We start from the raw sequence: 21,465 nt of genomic DNA on the forward strand, positions 1-21,465 counted from the left end.
TCGGTGTCGTGTCGGTGTCGTCGCCGGTTGTTGCCGGTGTTGTTGCCGGTGTTGTTGCCGGTCGCCTGTTTCACGGCGACCGGCGCATGGTTCACGGTGACTTTCGCATGATTCACCACGATAGTCGCGTGTTTCACGGCGGGCGTCGCCTGTTTCACGCCGGTTTCCCGGCCGTCGGCGCCTACTTGACGAGTTCGTCGACGACGGTGATGACGCCCTCGTCGGTGTTGGCCGGCGCGATGTAGTTGGCGACGGCCTTGACGTCCGGATGAGCGTTGGCCATCGCGAACGACCACTTGGCGCAGCCGAGCATGCCGGAATCGTTGAGATAGTCGCCGAAGACGGCCGTCTGCTCGGGGCCGACGCCCATCGCCTTCTGCAGCGCCGTCACGCCCTGGCTCTTGTCGGTCGTCGGATTCATGATGTCGACCCAGTGCGCGCCGGAGACGACGACGGAGTACTGCGGCCGCAGGTCGGCGAGCAGGTTGGCGGCCATCGACTCGGCGTCGCCGAAGTCGAAGACGGCGAGCTTGAGGATGGTCTCGGTGTCGATGTCGAGCACGTCGTGCAGGTCCTCGACTTCCATGAGCTTGGCGTAGTACTTGGCGCACTCGTCGACGAACGGCTGGTCGGTGCGCTGGATGTACGCCGTCGACAGGCCGCAGATGACGAGGCCGATGTCGTACTTGCCGCTCTTGACGGCGGCGTCCACGCGGTCGATGACCTCGCGCGTGACGTCGAGCCCGATCCCGTGGACGGCCACGATGTCGCCGTCGTAGGAGACGACGTTGCCGTTCTCGGCGATGAAGCTCATGTGCTCGGAATACTCGCCGAACATGTTCTCGAGCGTGTGGAACTGCCGTCCGCTCGCCGGCACGAACTGCACGCCGCGCTCCTGCAGCCGCTGCAGCATCGGCCAGAAGCCCTGCGGGATCCGCGAGTCGCCGTCGAGCAGCGTGCCGTCCATGTCGGCAACAACGAGCCTGACGTCCGGCTTCTCGTCAAGCGTCTTGATTTCGGTCCAGTCAATTCCAGCCATTGGCTTCTTTCTGTCAGTGGTAACTATCGGTTTTTTGCACGATTCGCCCGTGGCGGTCGCACCCTCGTCTCCCCGGCTATTCGTCCGTATCCTGATGGCCTGCGCCATCGGGATGCGGCGCCACCAGCCGCACCGCCATTCCGTCCCGTGTCCGGATGGTTTCGGAGAGGGCGGAGTACAGTGCGGTACGCTTATAATTCCGTCCCCATGTCCGGATGGTTTCGGTATCCGTCCGGTCACCGGAACGGCATGCGCACGTTGCATCCGCGAGCGGTGCCGGCCGCGGTGACCTTCTCAGTCCTCGCTGAGCAGGCTCGTCTTCTCGATCCGCTCGGCGATGGCCTTGGCCTGCACCGAGCCCGGGCCCGGCGACGGCACCATGAACGCCTTGCGATAGTAGCGCAGCTCGTCGAGCGACTCGATGATGTCCGCGAGCGCGCGGTGGCCGCCGCGCTTCGGCGGACGGTTGAGATAGACGTCCGGGTACCAGCGGCGTGCCAGTTCCTTGAGCGTGCTGACGTCGACGACGCGGTAGTGCAGCCGCTCCATGAGTCCGGGCATGAACCTGTCGAGGAACTTCTTGTCCGATCCGATGGAATTGCCCGCCAGCAGCGGCTTGACGCCGTCCGGGGTGAATCGTTCGACATATTCGATGACCTTGCGCTCGGCTTCCTCGACGGACAGGCCGTGTTCCCACTCGTTGATCAGGCCCGAGCGCGTGTGCATGGCACGCACAAAGTCGTTCATGTGCTCGACGGCCTCCTGCCCCGGCTTGATGACGAAGTCGATGCCGTCATCGAGCACGTTGAGGTTGAAGTCGGTCGGCACGACGGAAATCTCGCACAGTTCGTCATGGAAGATATCCAGTCCGGTCATCTCGCAGTCGATCCAGATCAACCGCGACTCCTCCGCCGAATACGTCAGATCATCATGCGCATCTACCATTCGTTCCTCTTTCGTCGATAGCCAGTCGCCAAGCCTCATCTGCCCGGCCAAGGCCGTCGGGACACGCCCCGTCAAGACCGTGTTCCTCGCGCCGTCGTTTCATAACCAGACCCCACTGTAGTACCTGCCGGCGCCGACGTCCCGATTACACTTTGCTTCCACTCTCCCCTTCGAACTGGAAGCAAAGTGATGTCTCCCGTCCTTCGAACTGGAAGCAAAGTGATGTCTCCCGTCCTTCCGGCGGCACCTTTCTTCCAGCTTCTTCTACCAGCTGGAAAGAAAGTACTGTTCGACCCCTCTCCTCCAATGCCCTTCTTCCAGCATCCCACGGAAACTGGAAGGAAAGTATCGTCCGGACCCTGTCGGCCAATACCTTATTTCCAGTATTCCGAATCAACTGGAAAGGAGGTACCGTCCAAGCCCCGCAACTCGATACTTTCCTTCCAGTATCCCTACCTCGCTGGAAGAAAAGGATCATCGCGAGGGACTATCACCGCACCTATTTTCCATCTTCTTATCGAAGTTGGAAGGAAAGTGCTGTTCCTCGGCAAACTAACCGCACCTTCTTTCCAGCAGTCACAGACAGCTGGAAAGGAAGTGCCCTTCAAGTCCGTTCTTTTTCCTCGCGTGGCAGTACCCAATTGATTTCAGTACCGCGCCGCCATGTTCCAGGGAAACGGCCCCGGACCGGCCGCCATGCGCGGAACCCCCAACCGGTTGAGCTTGTCAATGAGCGGGCGCCGTTTCACAGCCTCGCGAAACTCAATGCGCTCGATCTTCGCTCCCGTCCATTGCCGTATGAATCCTTCCCGCTGAGCCTGCAGATGACCAACCTGCGCCGCACTGGAGCCACCGGTCATCTGCGGATTGAAGTACTTTTCATGACCATCAAGTTCGAGAATGAGCAACCTGCCGTCGGGGAGAGCCCATGCAAAATCCGTTTCGTAGAAATGCGCCGGATTGCCCGGTTCCTCAATCCGGTATTGGGAAATCGGCACCATGAATCCTTCCTCGATGATGACTGCCCTGACATACGATTCACCGCCGTTGAAACTCCGGGCGTCGACGTACTTGAGCACCTGTTCCGTCATCATTCCCACGTTGCGTACATGACCGGCCACCTCCCGAATATCCTCGGCAGTCACTATTCCCTGCTTGAAGGCGGAATCAAACATCGGCAGCAGCAGGACAAAAGGAAAGAGCTTGACGCAGTCGACAAGGGTACGCGCCGCCGGCATCACCTTGATGCCATCGACGGTAACGCACTGGTCGATCTCGCCTTGGGGAACATACATCCGTCGAGTCTTGGCGCCAATCCAGTCATTGGTGTTGGGCACGTTGAACTTGTCAACATCCTTCCAGCCATTCGACGTCGCATGATTTCCGCATCGTCCTTTCTCCTCGCCAGTCTTTGCGGACCAGCGGTCGCAAGATGGATTGCATGGAACCATGGCCGTTCGGCGAACGCTATGGCTGCCCACGGCGACGACCAGGCCGCAGCGATGAATGGAGTACTGATGTTCCATCCCCCAGATGGCCACGCCGGTGGGACCCGTGAACACCAACTTGCCGCCGTGCAGTTCGTCGAGACCGCGGGCAATCCACTTCACCTTGTCGTACCGGTGCAGTTGCATCCACGTTTCCGGATCGATATACAGTCGCGGAAATGGAATGATCAGTTCGCCGGCAGTCGCCCGACGCCGCACCGCGAGCCTGACGTTCCGGTTGCCGGCGACAGCCAGTCTCCGCTCGTTCCTTGCCTCGCGAAGTTCAATGCCAATTTGTCGGTCAAGAGTCATGCCTTGACAGTAAGGAAACTTTGCATGCCCATCCAGTTTGCCGGATCCATGTGTGCGAATGTCTTCCTTTCCACAACGCAACCCGGCGACACAGTCCAGTTTTGAATTGGAACGATTCGTGCTTACGGCCATTCGCAAAACCGGCGTCTTTCATGTCTTCTGTTTCCGACCGCCGCCAAAAAGTCCAGCTGGAAGAAAGGTATCGTCATTGCCTACGAAAACGTAACTTTTCTTCCAGCTGCCATGCATAGCTGGAAGAAAAGTAGCGGACTGGGCTCTCTAGACGTGACAATTCTTCCAGTTTTCAGAATTAGCTGGAAGAAAGATGCTGTATTACGCGCTCGAAGCATGACCTGATTCCAGTCTCTTCGCACTACTGGAAGAAAAGTGCTGTCTGAGCGCTCCCGTACATGACCTGTTTTCCAGTTGCAGGATTCAAGCGGAAGAAAGGTGCCGTCGTTAGCCATCAAAATATGACGATTCTTCCAGCTCGGCTCACCAGCTGGAGAGAAGGTGCTCTTCCACAATGAGAAAAGGTGACCTTGGTTCCAGCTTCTTGCAAAGTTGGAACCAAGGTCACCTCATGACTGGTTCGGAGGCCACGGGCTGCCGATTTCTTATCGGTACCCGCCGCCCTGCTGACCTCAGCGGCTCGAGTAGTTCGGGGCTTCGGCGGTCATCACGATGTCGTGCGGGTGCGATTCGCGCAGGCCGGCGTCGGTGATGCGGATGAAGCGGCCCTTTTCCGGCATTTCGGCGATGTTGTGCGCGCCGATGTAGAACATCGACTGGTGCAGGCCGCCGATCATCTGGTACAGGACGGCGTTGAGCGGGCCGCGGTACGGCACTTCGCCCTCGACGCCTTCCGGCACGACCTTGTCGCTCGACGTGACGTCGGCCTGGAAGTAGCGGTCCTTCGAGTAGGACTTCTTGCCGCGCGGCGCCATCGCGCCGAGCGAGCCCATGCCACGGTACAGCTTGTACTGCTTGCCATGCAGCAGGACCTTCTCGCCCGGGGCTTCCTCGCAGCCGGCCAGCGTGCCGCCGAGCATGACGGACGAGGCGCCGGCGACGAGCGCCTTGGCGATGTCGCCGGAGTAGTGGATGCCACCGTCGGCAATGCACGGGACGCCGGCGGCGCGGCAGGCCTGCGCGGCCTCGTAGACGGCGGTGAGCTGCGGGACGCCGACGCCGGCGACCACGCGGGTGGTGCAGATGGAGCCGGGGCCCACGCCGACCTTGACGGCGTCGACGCCGGCATCGATCATCGCCTGGGCGCCCTGGCGCGTGGCGACGTTGCCGCCGATGATGTCCACGCCGGCGAAGGCCGGATCGGCCTTGAGGCGGCGGATCATGTCGAGGGCCAGCTTGGCCTCGCCGTTGGCGGTGTCGACGACGAGCGCGTCCACGCCCGCCTCGAGCAGCGCCGAGGCGCGCTGCCAGGCGTCGCCGAGGAAGCCGATGCCGGCGGCCACGCGCAGGCGGCCCTGCTCGTCCTTCGTGGCGTCCGGGTACTGCTCGGTCTTGACGAAGTCCTTGACGGTGATGAGGCCGGTCAGGCGACCCTCGTCGTCGACGAGCGGCAGCTTCTCGATCTTCTTCTCGGCGAGGATGCGGTGGGCGTCTTCCTTCGAGATGTTCGACGGACCGGTGACGAGGTTCTCCTTGGTCATGACGTCGCGCACGCGCAGGTGGTCGTAATCCTCGGAGGCGATGAAGCGCATGTCGCGGTTCGTGATGATGCCGACGAGCTTGCGGTCGGCGTCGACGACCGGCAGGCCGGAGATGTGGAACTTACCGCACAGCTTGTCGAGGTCGGCGAGCGTGACGTCGGGGTTGACGGTCAGCGGATCGGTGATCATGCCGGACTCGCTGCGCTTGACGACATCGACCTGCGCGGCCTGGTCGTCGATGGACAGGTTGCGGTGCAGCACGCCGATGCCGCCGTTGCGGGCCATCGCGATCGCCATGTCGGCTTCGGTGACGGTGTCCATCGCGGCGGAGATCGCCGGGACCTTCATCGTGATGTTGCGGGTCAGGTGGGTCGTCGTGTCGACTTCGGAGGGGATGACGTCCGTCGCGTTCGGCAGCAGCAGCACGTCGTCATAGGCGAGGCCGAGCTGGGAGAAAATCGGAGGGAGCGGAGCGTACGCAGAATCTGCAGTCATATCGGTTGTAGCCATGGCACCACTATATGGATTCGGCCTGACGAAGACTCGCCGCCGTCTCACCTTCTCGAAACGGCGCTCCAGCATATGGAATTGACTGCACGATTCCCGCGTTTTCTTCCTGTCGATGTCATGAACCCGGACCGTGAGCACGAAGTCATGACGTCGACAAGGACCCCCTCTCGAGACGGAGTTCCTATCGGTTTCGCCTGTCGGTGGAGTGACGGGCCGGGGCGCTGTCGTCGGCCGGCGCGGGGATGGACGAATCGTGCGAATGGAAAGGTCCGGGAAGCTCGCCGTCCTCGAGAACGCGACGGCGCAGGTACGGCGACATCGTCGCCAGCGCGAGCAGCGTGGCGGCAATGACGAAGCCGATCAGGACCTCCACGGCGGTGAAGAACAGCAGCATCAGCGAACCAAACGCGAACAGCGCGGCCCAGCCCCACAGGATCAGCACGGCGACCGGTACCGAATGGCCAATGCGAAGCATGCGATGGTGCAGGTGCATGCGGTCCGGATGCATCGGCGACTGGCCCTTCCTCAACCGTCGCACGATCGCCATGATCATGTCGAGCACCGGCAGGAACAGCACGAGCACCGGCAGGAGGATCGGCATGAACGCCGGCAGATAGATCGAGGCGTGGATGGACGCGGGGTCCAGGCGTCCGGTCATGACGATCGACGCGCAGGTAATGAGATAGCCGAGCAGCATCGAGCCGGAGTCGCCCATGAACAGCTTGGCCGGATGCCAGTTGTGCAGCAGGAAGCCGAAGCAGATGCCGACGAGCATGACGTCGATCATTGTCGACAGCGACGCGTACGACGGCGACGTGCGCGAGAGAATGTACGAATAGATGCCGAACGCGATGCCACCGATGGCCACGATCCCGGCAGCCAGGCCGTCGAGTCCGTCGACGAAGTTGACGGCGTTGATGGACACGACGATGAGCAGTGCCGTGATGGCGATCGAGATCGTCGGCGAGAACGTCACCAGCGACCCCAGCGGCAGCGAGATGATCTGCAGGCCGCCCCACGCGACGAAGACGGAAATGAGCAGCTGTCCGGCGAGCTTCAACATCCAGTCGAGATCCCAGCAGTCGTCGGCGATGCCGAGCAGGCAGATCAGCACGGCGCCGATCAGGATGACCCACGGCTGGTCGTTCGTCGCGAAGACGGTGTGCAGGAACGGCAGCCGGGAGGCGACGAACATCGCGACGGCGAAGCCGAGCAGCATCGCCAGGCCGCCCATGCGCGGCGTCGGAATGGTGTGGACGTCGCGGGCGCGCACCTCGCCGACGGCGCCCATGCGGATGGCGAGGTGCCGGATCAGCGGCGTGAACAGGAACGTGGCGCCCGCGGCGATCGCCGCGATGAACAGATAGACCCTCATGCGCCGAGTCCGCCGCCGTTCATGTGCAGGGCCTTGCGGATGACGGAGCCGGGGATGACGCCTTCGCGCAGGATCTCGATGCCGTCGCCGCCGGGCGCAGTGGCGTACGGATCGGCGGCGACGACGGTGCTCGCGACATGGCCCTGCGTCGGACCGCCGTCGAGATAGAGGTCGATCAGCGAGCCGGAGTGGCCGGACTCGCCGTAGTCGTATTCGCTGGAAGCCTCGCCATAGCCGTCAAAATCGTCGGAATCGTAGCCGGAATCGTAGCCGGCGCCCTCGAATGCGGCAACGGCTTCCTCGACCGACTGGGCGCTCTCGCCGCCGCTCAGGTTTGCCGACGAGCAGGCGACGGGACCGACGGCCCGCAGGATGCGCAGCGAGACGGCGGAATTCGGCACGCGGATGCCCTGTGTGAGCTGGCCCGTCGTCATGTTGCGGCTGACGGTCTTGAGTTCGCAGCCTTCCTCGGCCAGACAGATCGGCGAGAACGCGCCGGGCAGGAACTGGGCGGCGAGCCGGTTGAGCGGCGCCGGCAGCGCCAGTCCCAGCGAGCCGAGCTCGTCGACGCTCGCCATGACGACCTGCAGCGCCTTGAACTTCGGACGTCCCTTCGCGCGGTAGATCTTCTCGATGGCGGCGGCGTTGCGCGGATCGCAGGCCACGCCGTAGACGGTGTCGGTCGGGATGACGACGAGGCCGCCTCCCCGGATGACCTCCCGTGCCCGCTCCAGCGATTCGTCGGTCACCTTCCGTACGTCGGCCATCGATACTCCTTTATATATGTCGGTCCCGCGGCGCCGCCGCAGTCGCGCCGCGCCGGCGTGCCGTTGCGCGGCCGCCGCGGCCATGTTCAGCATGTTCAGTGATTGGTCACGATTCCAGCGTCCTGCCGGACGGTTGTCGCGGGGACGATTCGTCCCATTCTAGCCGTCGCTAGCCCTTGATCGCCACCAGATACCTCGGACGCCCAGTGTAGTCCATGTTCGTATGGGCGTCGGCGAAGCCGACGGCATGGGCGAACATGACGGTGCGGTCGGCCTGCGTGATGTCGTGCTCCATGACGAGCAGGCCGCCGGGCCGCAGCAGCCGGTAGGCGCGGCGGATGATCTGTTCGGGGATCATCATGCCGTCGGCGGAACCGCCGAACAGCGCGCGGTGCGGATCGTAGCCGGTCACTTCCGGCTGCTCGGGCACGTCGGCGTCCGGAATGTACGGCGGGTTGGAGATGACGACGTCGACGGTGCCGTCGAGCTGCGCGAGCGTCACGTCGCTCGTCGCGTCGGCGCATTCGAGATGGTAGTTGAACTCGACGTCGGGATGCGTCCTGGCGACCTCGTCGATGTTGGCGCGCGTCCACTTCGCGGCGACCGGGTCGATCTCGACGCCCCAGACCTGCGCGCCGGGCACCTCGGCGGCGACCGACAGGCCGATCGCGCCGCTGCCTGCGCACAGGTCGACGACGCGCGGACTGTACAGCCCGTGGCCGGTCATCCAGTCGATCGCTTCCTGCACGACGAGCTCGGTTTCCTGGCGCGGCACGAACACGCCGCGGCCGACTTTCAGGTCGAGGTAGCGGAACGGCACGTGGCCGACGATGTGCTGCAGCGGCTCGCGCGCCACGCGGCGGGCGACGAGGCCGTCGAGCTCGGCGAGCTTCGCGGCCGTCGCCGGATCGTCGTTGTCGAGCCGTTCGCCGAGCAGCATCGCCTTGTCGACGCCGGACAGGTCGAGTCCGAACACGTGGCCATAGAGCAGCTTCGCGTCGATCCGCGGCGTCTCGACGCCGGCGTCCGCAAGCCGGGCCGACATCACCCGGATCAGTTCGTCAACCGTCATGGGAGGCTCACTTGTTGCTGGCGAGCCGTTCGGCCTCGTCGGCCTGGATGTCGCTGTCGATGACGGCCTGCAGGTCGCCGTCGAGGACGGCGTCGAGATTGTACGCCTTGTAGTTCGTGCGGTGGTCGACAATGCGGTTTTCGGGGAAGTTGTACGTGCGGATGCGCTCGGAGCGGTCGAGCGAGCGGACCTGCGAGTGGCGCATGTCGGCGGCCTCGGCGGCTTCCTGTTCGTGCTTCATCGCGAGCAGTCGCGACTTGAGCACGCGAAGCGCCGCGGCGCGGTTCTGGATCTGCGACTTCTCGTCCTGCATGCTGACGACGATGCCGGTCGGGATGTGCGTCATGCGGACGGCCGAGTACGTCGTGTTGACGGACTGGCCGCCGGGCCCGGACGCCATGAAGATGTCGATCTTCAGGTCCTTCGGATCAATCTCGATCTCGTCGTCGTCCTCGTCGGCTTCCGGGAACACGATGACGCCGGCGGCCGACGTCTGGATGCGGCCCTGCGATTCGGTCACCGGGATGCGCTGCACGCGGTGCACGCCGCCTTCGTACTTGAGCGACGCCCACACGCCGTCCTCGGGCGCCGGTGTGCCCTTGGCGCGGATGGCGAGCTGGACGTCCTTGACGCCGCCGAGCTCGGTCGAGTTCTCGTTCTGGATGGTGACGGTCCAGCCGCGCTTCTCGGCGTAGCGGGTATACATGCGCAGCAGGTCGCCGGCGAACAGCGCGGCTTCCTCGCCGCCGGTGCCGGCCTTGATTTCCATGATCATGTCGCGGGCGTCGTCGGGGTCGCGCGGGATCAGCGCCGTGCGCAGCGTCTCCTCGACTTCCGGCAGCTTCGCGGCGAGCCGGTCGGCTTCCTCGGCGAAGTCGGGATCTTCGTCCGCCATTTCGCGGGCGGCCTCGAGATCGTCGTTCAGCGTGCGCCACGCCCGGTAGGCGCCGACGATCGTGCCGAGCTCGGCATGGCGGCGTCCCAGCTTCTTCATCTTGTCGGGATTGGAGGCGACGTCCGGCTGCGCCATCTCCTCCTCGATCCTGCGGTACTCGTCGACGGCGGTCTTCGCCGCGGCAAACTGTTCGTCAGCCAATATCCTGCCTGTCTCCTGTGAAAAATCCTCGCCGCATCGTTGAAAACTCAACGTTTCATGGAACGATTCGTCTGCCCCGGCGAGGCTCCTGCTCTAATCCAGCTGTCCATTCTATCCATGAGGCTCGCCAACCCTAACTCCCCTAAACGCGGCAGCGCCGGCTTTCTCGGGGAAAGCCGGCGCTGCCGGTAAGTCATCGGGAGAAGACTCAGGCGCTCTTCTTGCCGTAACGCTTCTCGAAGCGGGCGACGCGGCCGCCGGTGTCGAGGATCTTCTGCTTGCCGGTGTAGAACGGGTGGCACTTGGAGCACACGTCCACGGTCATGTGATCGCCCTTGGCGGTCGTCTTGGTGACGAACGTGTTGCCGCACGAGCACACGATCTCGACCGGATGATAATCAGGATGGATTCCCTGCTGCATAATTGTCTCCTAGAGATTCGGGGGACCCGGGTCGCCAGGCCCCAATGGCCAGGCGTGAACCGGAACAACGTGCGAGTCTACCTCGTACGGTGGACGCAACACCGGTCCCCGCGGAATTATTCCGCGTTCTTCCACACGTCGGCATACTCGGCGAGCAGCTGGCGCACGTATTCGCCAATGCGCTGGTAGTCGTCGATCTGCAGGTTGGCCAGCGACACCCTGATGGACCACGACGGCGCGTCGAAGCCGCCGCCGTCCATGACGACAATCCCGGTGTCCTTCGCGAGCCGGAAAACGAAGTCGAGCGAATGGTAGTTCTTCTCGAGCCAGTCGGCGAAGTCATCGCCGTACAGTTTCCTGCTCCACTGGTCGAGATCGATGATCGAGTAGTAGTCGGCGCGCAAGGGGTCGGGATCCTGCTTGAGATCGAGCGACTCCCACAGGCAGTCGAACCGGTCGCGGACAAGCTCGAGCATCTTCGTCTTGTACAGGTGCCCGCGGTCCATCAGCTCCTGCAGCGCGAACATCGACATCTGCACCTGCTGCGGCGTGGACAGGCCGGCGGTGCCATTGAGCGCGACGAGGCGGGAATCGGCCACCATCCTGTCGATGAACCTGATCGACGGAATATCGTCGCCGAGCGACGAATAGCGCGAATTGAGCGTCTTCTTCTCGTCGTCGGACAGCGCCGCGATTGAATCGTCGAAAATATTCTTCTTCGCGACGGCGGCGACGGCCAGTCGCCAGCCGGTCGCGCCGAAGTATTTCGAGAACGAGTAGATCGACGCGGTGTTGTACGGCAGGTCGGCGAAGAGCGACCGGTAGCCGGGGACGAACGTGCCGTAGACGTCGTCGGTGACGATCATCAGGTTCGGGTTCTTCTCCCTGACAATCTTGACGAGCACCGCGCGCGATTCCTCCGACATCGCGTATGACGGCGGATTCGACGGGTTGACGAGGCACAGCAGCCTGACGTTCGGGTCGGCGAGCTTCTCGAGTTCCTCCTGCGGATACTGCCAGCCGTGCGTGCCGTCGGAGCGCATCGTGGACGCGTTGACGTTGACGACCTCGAGATCGTAGTCGTTGAGCTCGGGAATCTCGATGTACGGCGTGAAGATCGGCGTCATCAGCGCCATCGTGTCGCCTTCGTGGATGAGGAAGTTCGACTTGAGGCAGTAGAACAGGTAGCACATCGCCGCCGTGCCGCCTTCGGTCGCGAACAGGTCGAACGTGTGGCCGGCGGCGTCGGCCGTCGCGCCGTGGACGGCGTCGGAGGGTTCCTTGCCGCCGCAGAGTTCGGCGAGCAGGTAGCGCCGCACGATTTCCTGCGTGTATTTCAGGATGCGTTCCGGCACCGGATATTCGCAGCCGGTGATGCCCTCGGTCCATTCCTGCACGAACTCGTCGAGGTCGAAGCCCTGCGACTCGGCGTACGACAGGCAGTCGCGCAGGAACGGCGCGGCCGCGTCGTCGAGATGGGCGTCGAGAAACTGCTGGAAGCGGACGGCGGCGCCGGCGGCCTTCGGCATGCCGGCGATGTCGACGCCAGGCACCCTCATCGAGCGTCTCGCCTCGTCCATCGCGAACCTGCCGAAGAGGAAGAACGATTCGCGCGCCCTGGCCGCGATCCAGTTCGGATTGCCACGCCCGGCATCCAGCAATGTCGCCGCCGACTTCTTCTCGTCCTCGCGGGCGTACGACAGCAGCAGGTTCTTGCGCTCGAATGGCGACATCTTCTCGACGGCCTGCTCGAGCGTCCTGTCGCCGTTGCGCGCGATCCGCATGTCCTCGAGCGACTGTTCCTCGCGCTGTTCCAGTCCCTCCGCCGCCAATGCCCCGTCAGCCATCGCCGCCGCCTTCCGCCGTCACGTCTCCGTCGTTGTCACCGTCATCGTAACGGAGTCGCCAGGGCCTGCGTCACCGACTTTCCCGACAGCGTTCCCTGACATTCCAGTACGGCCCGGTCGTCCGGCAACTGGGCTAGTGTTGAGCGCGTCGCCGATTCGTCACCCAACATGACGACTCGCTCGCGGACGTGGGACAGTAGCTCAGTCGGTTAGAGCATCGGACTCATAATCCGTCGGTCCAGGGTTCAAGCCCCTGCTGTCCCACTTGTTTCTTTCTTTTCCCCCGCACATCGAATCCCCCGGAAGGGGATCGCCGAGGCGAAGCCGAAGCGGGGAGTCGACTTACGAACGCAATCGCCCGTGAAACATGACCTCGCGCTCCAGCGCGCGCTCGCCGCTTCGCGGCGTCGTGCGGTCGGGCCTCAGCCTCACCTCGCTCGGCAGCTCCCTTCCGGGGAGCCACGGCGAGCGCGATTCCTCAGTGCGACGAGTCCGACGACGAGCTCGACGGGGAGCTCGACGCGGACGCGGAGGCGGACGCCGAAGCCGACGCTTCGGCTTCGGCCTTCTGCTTGGCGGCTTCTTCCGCGGCCTTCTGCTTGGCGGCGGCCTCGTCGGCGGCCGTCTTCTCGTCCTTCGACTTGTTGACGGCGTCGACGGCGTCGGACAGCTTCGTGACCATCTCGCCCATCTTGTCGGTGTCGGTGCCGGTCTTGAGCTGGTCGGCCTCGTCGATCAGCGACGAGAGCGTCGTCCACGTCGAGTCGTCGGCGACCAGTCCCTTCGTCGTCGTCAGCACGGTGCGCGCCTCGTTGACGGCCGTCGACAGCGCCTCCTGCGCCGTGTTGACCTGCTTGGCCTGCTTGCTCGCGTTGACGTTGTCGACCGCCGTCTGCAGCGCCGACTGCTGGTTGTCGTACCAGGTGGCCTGCTCGTCGAGCTGCTTCGTGCGGCTGTCGAGCTCGGCGATGCTGGACGCGTTGCACTTGATCGAGGCCGGCTGCGCCGTCGCCAGCGCCGTCGTCAGCTTGTCGACGGTCGTCGAGTCGAGCACCTCGTCGCTCGTCACGGCGTGGGCAGTGGCCGCGTCGCCCTTGACGAGCGCGTCGTAGGCCTCGATCTTCTTGTCGACGGTCGCCAGTGCGCTCGTGCACGATTCACGCGCCGCATCGAGCTTCTTCTGGGCGTTGTGGTGCCACAGCATCACCGATCCGTACACGATGGCGGCCACGAGCAGGAACGCGATGCAGCCGATCGTGATCCACTTGTAGAACCGGCTGTCGTCGTCGGGCTGCGGCTGGCCGTGCCGGCCATGACCGCCGTGACCGTGGCCGCCGCCGTTGCCGCCATTGCCACTGTTGCCGTCGTCGTCATCGTCGTCCGCATCGTCGGCGACGCCGCGCAGGCCCTCGCCCCGGCCGGCTCGCGCGATGTCGTCGGGATTGAGGATCTCGGTCTCGCCGCTGGCGGCGCCGGCAGCCGACGTTGCGCCGGAAGCCGCGCTCGAATCGTTCCTGTTGCCCGCGCCGAACGCCACCGTCGCCTCGCCGGGATTGTCGTCGATAGCGGAGCCGTAAGCCGCGGCCATCGTCCTCGTCTTCATCGTCGAGGTCAAGCCGTTCGCGCCGGTCAGCACGGCCGACTCGCTCGTCAGCGTCGATTCCTCGGCCGACGCGACGCCGTGCGGCATCGATGTCATCGCCATCGTGCCCGGCAAAGCCGTCGTCGCGGATGCCGGCGTCGCCGGCGTTCCGGTCGCCGTTGCCCGCGGGGAGACCTTGTCGATGCTCGCGGACGCCGCGGGGAATGCCGTGTTGGCCCAGCCGCCGCCGGCGAAGGTCGGCGAGACCGCCGGCTTCATGTCGTCGTCGAGCAGGTCGGCGAAATCATAGGCGGCGGTCGCCTCGGACGGGGACGGCGGCGCCGGGATATCCGCGCCGTCGGCGGCGCGGGTGCTTCGGTTGTTCAAGTCCACTATGATGAATCCTTCGCGACTGTGGGCACGTCGTCACTGGTCGTCGTCCCACCGTTGGTACCAGTCGTCCAGTGTAATCGCAGCCGACAACCAGTTAAATATGCATTGGATTTGCATCTGCTCCCGTCGCATGTCACGATCCCGGCATCGTGACATGCGACCGCATTCCCGTTCTCCCCGGGTTGGCGACAGATCGAGACGTCTATACATTTATTTATTTTTTGACCAATAATGTACTGCCGCCTAAACGTTCATTTCGCAACGGAAACGAACAAGAAAATTAGACCAAGATGCCATTCCTGCCGACTAAAAACAAACATTTTCGAACGCGAGTCGTGAAGTTGCGGTAACATCGCTCCTGCGATTCCCAGTGATTCCAGTGAAAAACGTGTCACAAAACTTCACAGAACGTTACGCATGACACGCGGAACCACAAACATGGAAAAAGGGTTTACCATGTTTCTTGTGAGAAGGATTTGTGAAGAATCTGCCAGCGACGGCAAGTTCTCTCCCCTTTTCTGAAAGAGAAAGGATTGCTCGCGCGTAGACGCGCCAAATCAGCAGATCACCCATCGAATGACCGACCGCCACCATGAAGCCATGGCGGCCTGCCCTTGAGCGACCTGTGCTTTGCCCCTGCGCCAAGCAAGCCGCGGAATAGAGAGCCGCGGCAAGAAAAAAGGAAGTAGGTTTCCCATGAACCCCTTTTACCTTATTGTGAACATCGTGGGCTTGCTGGTGTTCATAGGTCTTGGATGGCTGCTGTCGCATGACCGCAAGCACATCCAGTGGAAGTCGGTTGGCTGCCTGGTGCTGCTCAACCTCGTGATTTCCTGGTTCCTCACCTCGTTCGAATGGGGTCGCGCCGCCGTCCAGGCCTGCGCGAACGGCTTCACCTGGATCGTCGACATCGCCTACCAGGGCGTCAACTTCACGTTCGGCAACTGGATCAACTCGGACGGCAGCGCCGTCGTCTACAACGCGGTTGACTCCAGCGGCCAGGTCATCGGTACCGTCACCACCTCGCTCAACTTCGTCGTCCAGACGCTGATGCCGATCCTGCTGATCGTCCCGCTGTTCGACATCCTCACCTACATCGGCTTCCTGCCGTGGCTCATCAAGTGGATCGGCCGTGGCCTCGGCTTCATCACCCGCCGTCCGAAGTTCGAAACGTTCTTCGCCGTCGAGATGATGTTCCTGGGCAACACCGAAGCCCTCGCCGTCTCCAAGATCCAGCTCGAGCGCATGAAGGCCGACCGTAACGTCACGCTGGCCATGATGTCGATGTCCTGCATCACCGCGTCGATCGTCGGCGCCTACATCCAGATGATCCCGGGCGAGTTCGTCATCACGGCTATCCCGCTGAACTGCATCAACGCCCTGCTGATCTCCCACATGCTGTACCCGGTCGAGGTCACGCCGGAAGAGGACGTCATCTACGGCCTCGAAGGCGCCGGCGACGAGATCCCGGTCGACACCTCCACTCCGGAAGCCCGCGAGGTCGAGTCCAAGGAAGTGGCCGCCTACAAGGCCCTGCCGTGGTACAAGAAGATCTTCAAGCACAACCCGGCCAAGCCGAAGAAGGAACCGTTCTTCACCTTCCTGGGCGACTCCATCCTCACCGGTGGCCAGCTGATCCTGATCATCGCCGCGAACGTCACTGCCTTCGTCGCCCTCACCGGCCTCATCGACGGCATCCTCGGCCTGATCTGGAGCAACCTCTCCCTCGAGAACATCCTCGCCGTCATCCTGTTCGTCCCGGCCTGGCTGCTCGGCCTCCCGGTGAACGAAGCCTGGCAGTTCGCGCAGTTCATGGGCCTCAAGCTCGTCACCAACGAGTTCGTCGTCATGGGCGAGATCCAGGACACCGTCAACAACTTCGCCCAGCACTACAAGGCCGAGATCTGCGTGTTCACGACCTCGTTCGCCAACCTCGGCACCCTGGGCATGGTCATCGCCTGCTTCAAGTCCATGGTCAACAAGGAGAAGAACGACGCGATCTCCAAGCAGATCGGCCGCATCTTCCTCTCCGGCATCCTGGTCTCCCTCTGCTCCGCCGCCATGGTCGGCCTGTTCGAGTGGTGATCACCGCCTGACTTACCCACGAATCCAACTCACAACGGCGGGAAGGCTGCCGACACCTCGTCACCTTCCCGCCGCCAATCTCGTTGGATTCCCGATTTTTTCATTTCGCGACGTTGCACGGCAACCAGCCACGCACTTCGACGAAAGGTGATAACTGAATACCCCGGGGGGAACGCAACGTCGCCATACCCACGGGGAATCGCCGGAACACCGGCACTTCATAGGGACCTCCGCTCCGCGCAGGGGTCCCTTCTCTTTTGCGTTCCGTCCGTCGGATATCGCCAGGCTGGCACGATTCGCCCGCAGCGATGCGCACGGACGGATAGACGGCCCGCCCACGGTTCGCCACGGGCGCAACGCAGTGACTGGGCAAATAATAAAAATCAGGGTTAGTGTTGCCAACGGAGGCCACTCCCCCATTGAATCGTGTTCCCCAACGATTTCTCCGTGTTCCTTCAGCCAAAGGCCATGCGGAACGGACTAGAGTCCGGGTAAAACGTTTGGGCAACAGATCGTCCCGATGACGGGACAGAAGGAAAGAAAGGATCCAACCGATGAATCTCACGCAAGCCGAACTCGCCAAGTACATGGACGCGACGCTGCTCAAGGCCGACGCGACCGAGGAGCAGATCGACGCGATCGTCGCCGACGCGAAGAAGTACAACACGGCGTCCGTGTGCGTCAACCCGTACTGGGTGCCGCGCGTCCACAAGGAGCTCGAGGGCACTGACGTCAACACCTGCACCGTCATCGGCTTCCCGCTGGGCGCCAACACGACGGCGACGAAGGTCTTCGAGACGAACGACGCGATCGACAACGGCGCCGACGAGATCGACATGGTCATCAACATCGGCGAGCTCAAGAGCGGCAACGACGAGGTCGTCCTCGCCGACATCAAGGCCGTCGCCGACGCCACGCACGCCAAGGGCGCGCTGCTCAAGGTCATCATCGAGACGGCCCTGCTGACCGAGGACGAGAAGATCCGCGCGATCAAGATGACGGTCGACGGCGGCGCCGACTACGTCAAGACGTCGACCGGCTTCTCGACGGCCGGCGCCACCGTGCCGGACGTCGCGCTGATGCGCGAGACGGTCGGCGAGGACTTCGGCGTCAAGGCCGCCGGCGGCATTCACTCGCTGCAGGACGCCTACGACATGATCGAGGCCGGCGCCACGCGCCTCGGCGTCTCCGCCGCCGTCGCGATCCTCGAGCAGGACGCCGACTCCGCCGACGAAGCCGTCTCCGGCGGCAACTACTGATCCGTACCCGGATCCTGGCTCCCGCCTAGGGCGGGAGCCCCCACCAACCTTTCAACGACGAAAGAAGTTTTTCATCATGACCTATCGTTACAAGCGCGTGTTCGCCATCGCACTCGATTCCATCGGCATCGGCGAGGCGCCGGATGCCGCGAAGTTCAACGACGTCGGCGCCGACACGCTCGGCCACATCGGCAAGTACTTCGCCGAGAACGTCGACGGCGGCCTGAAGCTGCCGAACCTGCAGAAGCTCGGCCTGGGCAACATCCGCCCGGCCGACGATCCGATCCCCGGCTGCGAGCCGGTCGAGCATCCGATCGGCGACTTCGGCAAGATGACGATCACGAGCTGGGGCAACGACTCGCTCGACGGCCACTGGGAAATGATGTGCCTGCCGGTCAAGTTCAACATGTCCTTCTTCCCGGAAGGCTTCCCGCAGGAAATCGTCGACAAGCTCGAGAAGTTCTCGGGCCGCAAGGTCATCGTCAACAAGCCGTACTCGGGCACCGAGGTCATCAAGGACTACGGCGAGCACCAGATGGAGACCGGCGACCTGATCCTGTACACGTCCGGCGACTCGGTGCTGCAGATCGCCGCCCACGAGGACGTCATTCCGGTCGACGAGCTCTACCGCATCTGCGAGTACGCCCGCACGCTGATCAACGGCCCGGAGATCGTCATGGGTCGCGTCATCGCGCGTCCGTACGTCGGTCCGGACAAGGATCACTTCGTGCGCACGGCGAACCGCCACGACTACGGCCTGGAGCCCACCGAGGACACGGCGCTCGACTTCCTGCACAACGCCGGCATCGACGTGCTTACCGTCGGCAAGACCTACGACATCTTCTCCGGCCACGGCGTCGACAAGTTCTGGCGCAACCAGTCGAACATGGACGGCATGGACCATGTCGACGAGGCGATGAACGAGGACTTCACCGGTCTGTGCTTCGTCAACCTCGTCGACTTCGACGCGATGTACGGCCACCGCAGGAACGCCCTGGGCGACGGCCAGGCGCTGATGGACTTCGACAACCGTCTCGGCACCGTGCTGGCGAACATGCACGACGACGACCTGCTGATCATCACGGCCGACCACGGCAACGACCCGACGTACACCGGCACCGACCACACGCGTGAATACGTGCCGCTGCTCGCCTACTCGCCGTCGATGATCCACCCCGGCCAGTCGCTCGGCATCCGCTCGACGGCCTCCGACATGGGCGCGACGATCCTCGACAACTTCCAGGTCGCCGGCAACGGCAACGGCCTGAGCTTCCTGACGCACGTCGCCTAGCACGGAGCCGCACAGTACAGCATCGTTCAACGAAGAACACGAAAGGAGCCACCCCATGGCCACTCCCCATAACGAAGCAGAACCCGGCGACTACGCCGAGACCGTCCTGATGCCCGGCGACCCGCTGCGCGCCAAGTACATCGCCGAAACGTTCCTCGACGACGCGCGCCAGGTCAACGGCGTGCGCAACTGCCTGGGCTACACCGGCACCTACAAGGGCGTGCCGGTCTCCACTCAGGCGTCCGGCATGGGCATTCCGTCGCTGTCGATCTACACCCACGAGCTCGCCAGCGTCTACGGCGTCAAGAACATCATCCGCGTCGGATCGTGCGGCGGCGTCGGCAAGGACGTCAAGCTGCGTGACATCATCCTCGGCGAGGGCTCGACGACCGATTCGGCCGTCATCGAGAACACGTTCCAGCCGGGCATCCACTACGCGCCGATCGCCGACTTCGAGCTGCTGGACACCGCCTACCACAAGGCGAAGGAGCTCGGCATCTCCACGAAGGTCGGCGACGTGTACGCCGCGGACCGCTTCTACAACGACAACGTCGACATGGAGCGCCTGCGCGACTACGGCGTGCTCGGCATCGAGATGGAATCGGCCGGCCTGTACCTGCTCGGCAAGCAGCTCGGCTTCCGCGCGCTGTCCATCCTGACCGTCTCCGACATGATCTTCGGCGAGGGTTCCACGACGAGCGAGGAGCGCGAGCGCTCGTTCAACGACATGATCACGCTCGCCCTCGAGACGGCGATCGCCGTCAAGTGACACCGGGGCCGCCTCCCCGCGCGGGAGGCGGCCTTGCCGGAAGAATCGTTCAAACTATTGAGAACCATGGAAACGAGGAGGTTTCCCATGCGCATGGTAGATGTCATCGACACGAAGCGCAACGGCGGCGTGCTGAGCGACGAACAGATCGACTACTTCATCGACGGTGTCGTCGACGGCACGATTCCCGACTACCAGACGTCGGCGCTGCTGATGGCGACGTACTTCAACGGCATGAACGCCGAGGAGACGCAGCGGCTGACGATGGACATGCTGCACTCCGGCGACGAACTGGACCTGTCCGACATCCCCGGCATCAAGGTCGACAAGCACTCGACCGGCGGCGTGGGCGACAAGGTCAGCATTCCGCTGGCGCCGCTCGTCGCGTCGCTCGGCATCGTCGTCCCGATGATCTCGGGGCGCGGCCTCGGCCACACCGGCGGCACGCTCGACAAGCTCGAGGCCATTCCGGGCTTCCAGGTCGAGATTCCGGAGGACGAGTTCAAGCAGATCCTGCGCGACGTCGGCTGCATCATCGCCGGCGCGACCGGCAACATCGCCCCGGCCGACAAGAAGATCTACGCGCTGCGCGACGTGACCGACACCGTCGACTCCGTCCCGCTGATCGCCGGATCGATCATGTCGAAGAAGCTGGCTTCCGGCACGAACGCGCTGGTGATGGACGTCAAGACCGGTGCCGGCGCGTTCATGAAGACCGACGAGCAGGCCGAGGAGCTGGCGCGCACGCTGGTCGGCATCGGCCGCGGCGCCGGCCTTAACGCGATGGCCGTCATTTCCGACATGAACCAGCCGCTTGGCAACGCGATCGGCAACGCGCTCGAGATCCAGGAGTCGATCGAGGTGCTCAAGGGCAACGGACCGGCCGATCTCGTCGATCTCGTGCTGACGATCGGCTCGCAGATGGTCGTCATGGCGGAGAAGGCCGAGACGCTCGACGAGGCCCGCACGATGCTGGAAGCGCAGATCGCCAACGGCGAGGCGCTCGAGACGTTCCGCAGGATGATCGAGGCGCAGCACGGCAACGGCGACGTCGTGAACGACTACACGCTGATGCCGCAGGCGAAGTACCGGATTCCGTTCCTCGCCGACAGGAGCGGCGTCATCACGATGATGAAGGCCGACGAGGTCGGCATCGCGTCGATGCTGCTCGGCGGTGGCCGCGCGGCGAAGGACGACCAGCTCGACTACGCCGTCGGCATCATGCTCGACAAGAAGGTCGGCGACCACGTGGAGGAAGGCGAGTCGATCCTGACGATCTACGCCGACCGCGAGGACGTTTCCGACATCGAGCGGCTGCTGCGCGAGAACATCCTGATCGGCGACCATGCCGAGCCGATCACGCTGATCCACAAGGTCATCGAGTAGCGGCGCCCCGGTCCGGCATGCCAGGCCAGCCGGGCGTGTCGGACCGGTCCGGCATGCCTGGCAATCCCAATAGACAGGCCGCGTCCACAGCCTGTCGCAACTACCCCGTATACTTCTAGGAGGTAAGACGATAAAACGTTTTATCTCCTAGTTTTC

General features: G+C 63.5%; 16 protein-coding genes and 1 tRNA gene. 6 read left to right on the forward strand and 11 right to left on the reverse strand.

Annotation, left to right across the window (positions count from 1 at the left end):
* Window positions 1-181: 181 nt before the first annotated feature.
* The 10 genes from F6S87_RS02505 to F6S87_RS02550 all read right to left on the reverse strand — a co-directional run bounded on the left by F6S87_RS02505 (window position 182) and on the right by F6S87_RS02550 (window position 12,544).
* Window positions 182-1,039: a Cof-type HAD-IIB family hydrolase gene (locus F6S87_RS02505; protein ID WP_163227067.1), complete on the reverse strand. Its 858-nt coding sequence runs from the start codon at window positions 1,037-1,039 to the stop codon at window positions 182-184.
* Window positions 1,040-1,333: 294 nt separating this feature from the next.
* Complete coding sequence (gene orn / locus F6S87_RS02510) at window positions 1,334-1,984, reverse strand: oligoribonuclease (protein WP_163227068.1); 651 nt, start codon at window positions 1,982-1,984, stop codon at window positions 1,334-1,336.
* Between the two features lie 647 nt (window positions 1,985-2,631).
* Window positions 2,632-3,915 carry a hypothetical protein gene (locus F6S87_RS02515; protein WP_163227069.1) on the reverse strand — a complete coding sequence of 428 codons (1,284 nt, stop codon included), beginning with the start codon at window positions 3,913-3,915 and terminating at the stop codon, window positions 2,632-2,634.
* Between the two features lie 512 nt (window positions 3,916-4,427).
* Window positions 4,428-5,966 carry an IMP dehydrogenase gene (gene guaB, locus F6S87_RS02520; protein WP_163227070.1) on the reverse strand — a complete coding sequence of 513 codons (1,539 nt, stop codon included), beginning with the start codon at window positions 5,964-5,966 and terminating at the stop codon, window positions 4,428-4,430.
* 181 nt (window positions 5,967-6,147) lie between these two features.
* Entirely contained in the window at window positions 6,148-7,341 is a 1,194-nt protein-coding gene (locus F6S87_RS02525; RefSeq protein ID WP_163227071.1) for a glycosyltransferase family 4 protein, read from the reverse strand.
* Window positions 7,338-8,108 carry an L-threonylcarbamoyladenylate synthase gene (locus F6S87_RS02530; protein ID WP_163227072.1) on the reverse strand — a complete coding sequence of 257 codons (771 nt, stop codon included), beginning with the start codon at window positions 8,106-8,108 and terminating at the stop codon, window positions 7,338-7,340. The genes F6S87_RS02525 and F6S87_RS02530 overlap by 4 nt, the downstream gene beginning before the upstream one ends.
* A 169-nt stretch (window positions 8,109-8,277) precedes the next feature.
* On the reverse strand, window positions 8,278-9,180 hold the full coding sequence (prmC, locus tag F6S87_RS02535; RefSeq protein ID WP_163227073.1) for a peptide chain release factor N(5)-glutamine methyltransferase: 903 nt from the start codon (window positions 9,178-9,180) through the stop codon (window positions 8,278-8,280).
* A 7-nt stretch (window positions 9,181-9,187) separates the two neighbouring features.
* Window positions 9,188-10,276 (reverse strand): peptide chain release factor 1, encoded by a 1,089-nt coding sequence (prfA, locus tag F6S87_RS02540; RefSeq protein WP_163227074.1) that lies wholly within the window; start codon window positions 10,274-10,276, stop codon window positions 9,188-9,190.
* A 208-nt stretch (window positions 10,277-10,484) separates the two neighbouring features.
* Window positions 10,485-10,697 carry a 50S ribosomal protein L31 gene (rpmE, locus tag F6S87_RS02545; RefSeq protein ID WP_163227075.1) on the reverse strand — a complete coding sequence of 71 codons (213 nt, stop codon included), beginning with the start codon at window positions 10,695-10,697 and terminating at the stop codon, window positions 10,485-10,487.
* 116 nt (window positions 10,698-10,813) lie between these two features.
* On the reverse strand, window positions 10,814-12,544 hold the full coding sequence (locus F6S87_RS02550) for a bifunctional aspartate transaminase/aspartate 4-decarboxylase (protein ID WP_196779070.1): 1,731 nt from the start codon (window positions 12,542-12,544) through the stop codon (window positions 10,814-10,816).
* Between the two features lie 190 nt (window positions 12,545-12,734).
* Here F6S87_RS02550 and F6S87_RS02555 point away from each other — a divergent pair.
* A tRNA-Ile gene (locus tag F6S87_RS02555) sits at window positions 12,735-12,808 on the forward strand.
* A gap of 214 nt (window positions 12,809-13,022) precedes the next feature.
* Here the strand turns inward: F6S87_RS02555 and F6S87_RS02560 are convergent.
* Window positions 13,023-14,513, reverse strand: coding sequence for a hypothetical protein (locus F6S87_RS02560; RefSeq protein WP_163227076.1), 1,491 nt, complete (start codon window positions 14,511-14,513; stop codon window positions 13,023-13,025).
* 702 nt (window positions 14,514-15,215) lie between these two features.
* Between F6S87_RS02560 and F6S87_RS02565 the strand changes: the two genes are divergently transcribed.
* The 5 genes from F6S87_RS02565 to F6S87_RS02585 all read left to right on the forward strand — a co-directional run bounded on the left by F6S87_RS02565 (window position 15,216) and on the right by F6S87_RS02585 (window position 21,309).
* The gene (locus F6S87_RS02565; RefSeq protein WP_163227077.1) at window positions 15,216-16,604 is read left to right on the forward strand and encodes a NupC/NupG family nucleoside CNT transporter; all 1,389 of its coding nucleotides are present in this window, start codon (window positions 15,216-15,218) and stop codon (window positions 16,602-16,604) included.
* A 554-nt stretch (window positions 16,605-17,158) separates the two neighbouring features.
* The gene (deoC, locus tag F6S87_RS02570; RefSeq protein WP_163227078.1) at window positions 17,159-17,863 is read left to right on the forward strand and encodes a deoxyribose-phosphate aldolase; all 705 of its coding nucleotides are present in this window, start codon (window positions 17,159-17,161) and stop codon (window positions 17,861-17,863) included.
* A 76-nt stretch (window positions 17,864-17,939) separates the two neighbouring features.
* Window positions 17,940-19,154, forward strand: coding sequence for a phosphopentomutase (locus F6S87_RS02575; protein WP_163227079.1), 1,215 nt, complete (start codon window positions 17,940-17,942; stop codon window positions 19,152-19,154).
* 55 nt (window positions 19,155-19,209) lie between these two features.
* Complete coding sequence (deoD, locus tag F6S87_RS02580) at window positions 19,210-19,923, forward strand: purine-nucleoside phosphorylase (RefSeq protein WP_163227080.1); 714 nt, start codon at window positions 19,210-19,212, stop codon at window positions 19,921-19,923.
* An 87-nt stretch (window positions 19,924-20,010) separates the two neighbouring features.
* Window positions 20,011-21,309, forward strand: a complete 1,299-nt coding sequence (locus tag F6S87_RS02585) for a pyrimidine-nucleoside phosphorylase (protein WP_163227081.1) — start codon at window positions 20,011-20,013, stop codon at window positions 21,307-21,309.
* Window positions 21,310-21,465 lie beyond the last annotated feature (156 nt).

This window comes from Bifidobacterium choloepi (genome assembly GCF_010667615.1).
GTDB lineage: Bacteria > Actinomycetota > Actinomycetes > Actinomycetales > Bifidobacteriaceae > Bifidobacterium > Bifidobacterium choloepi.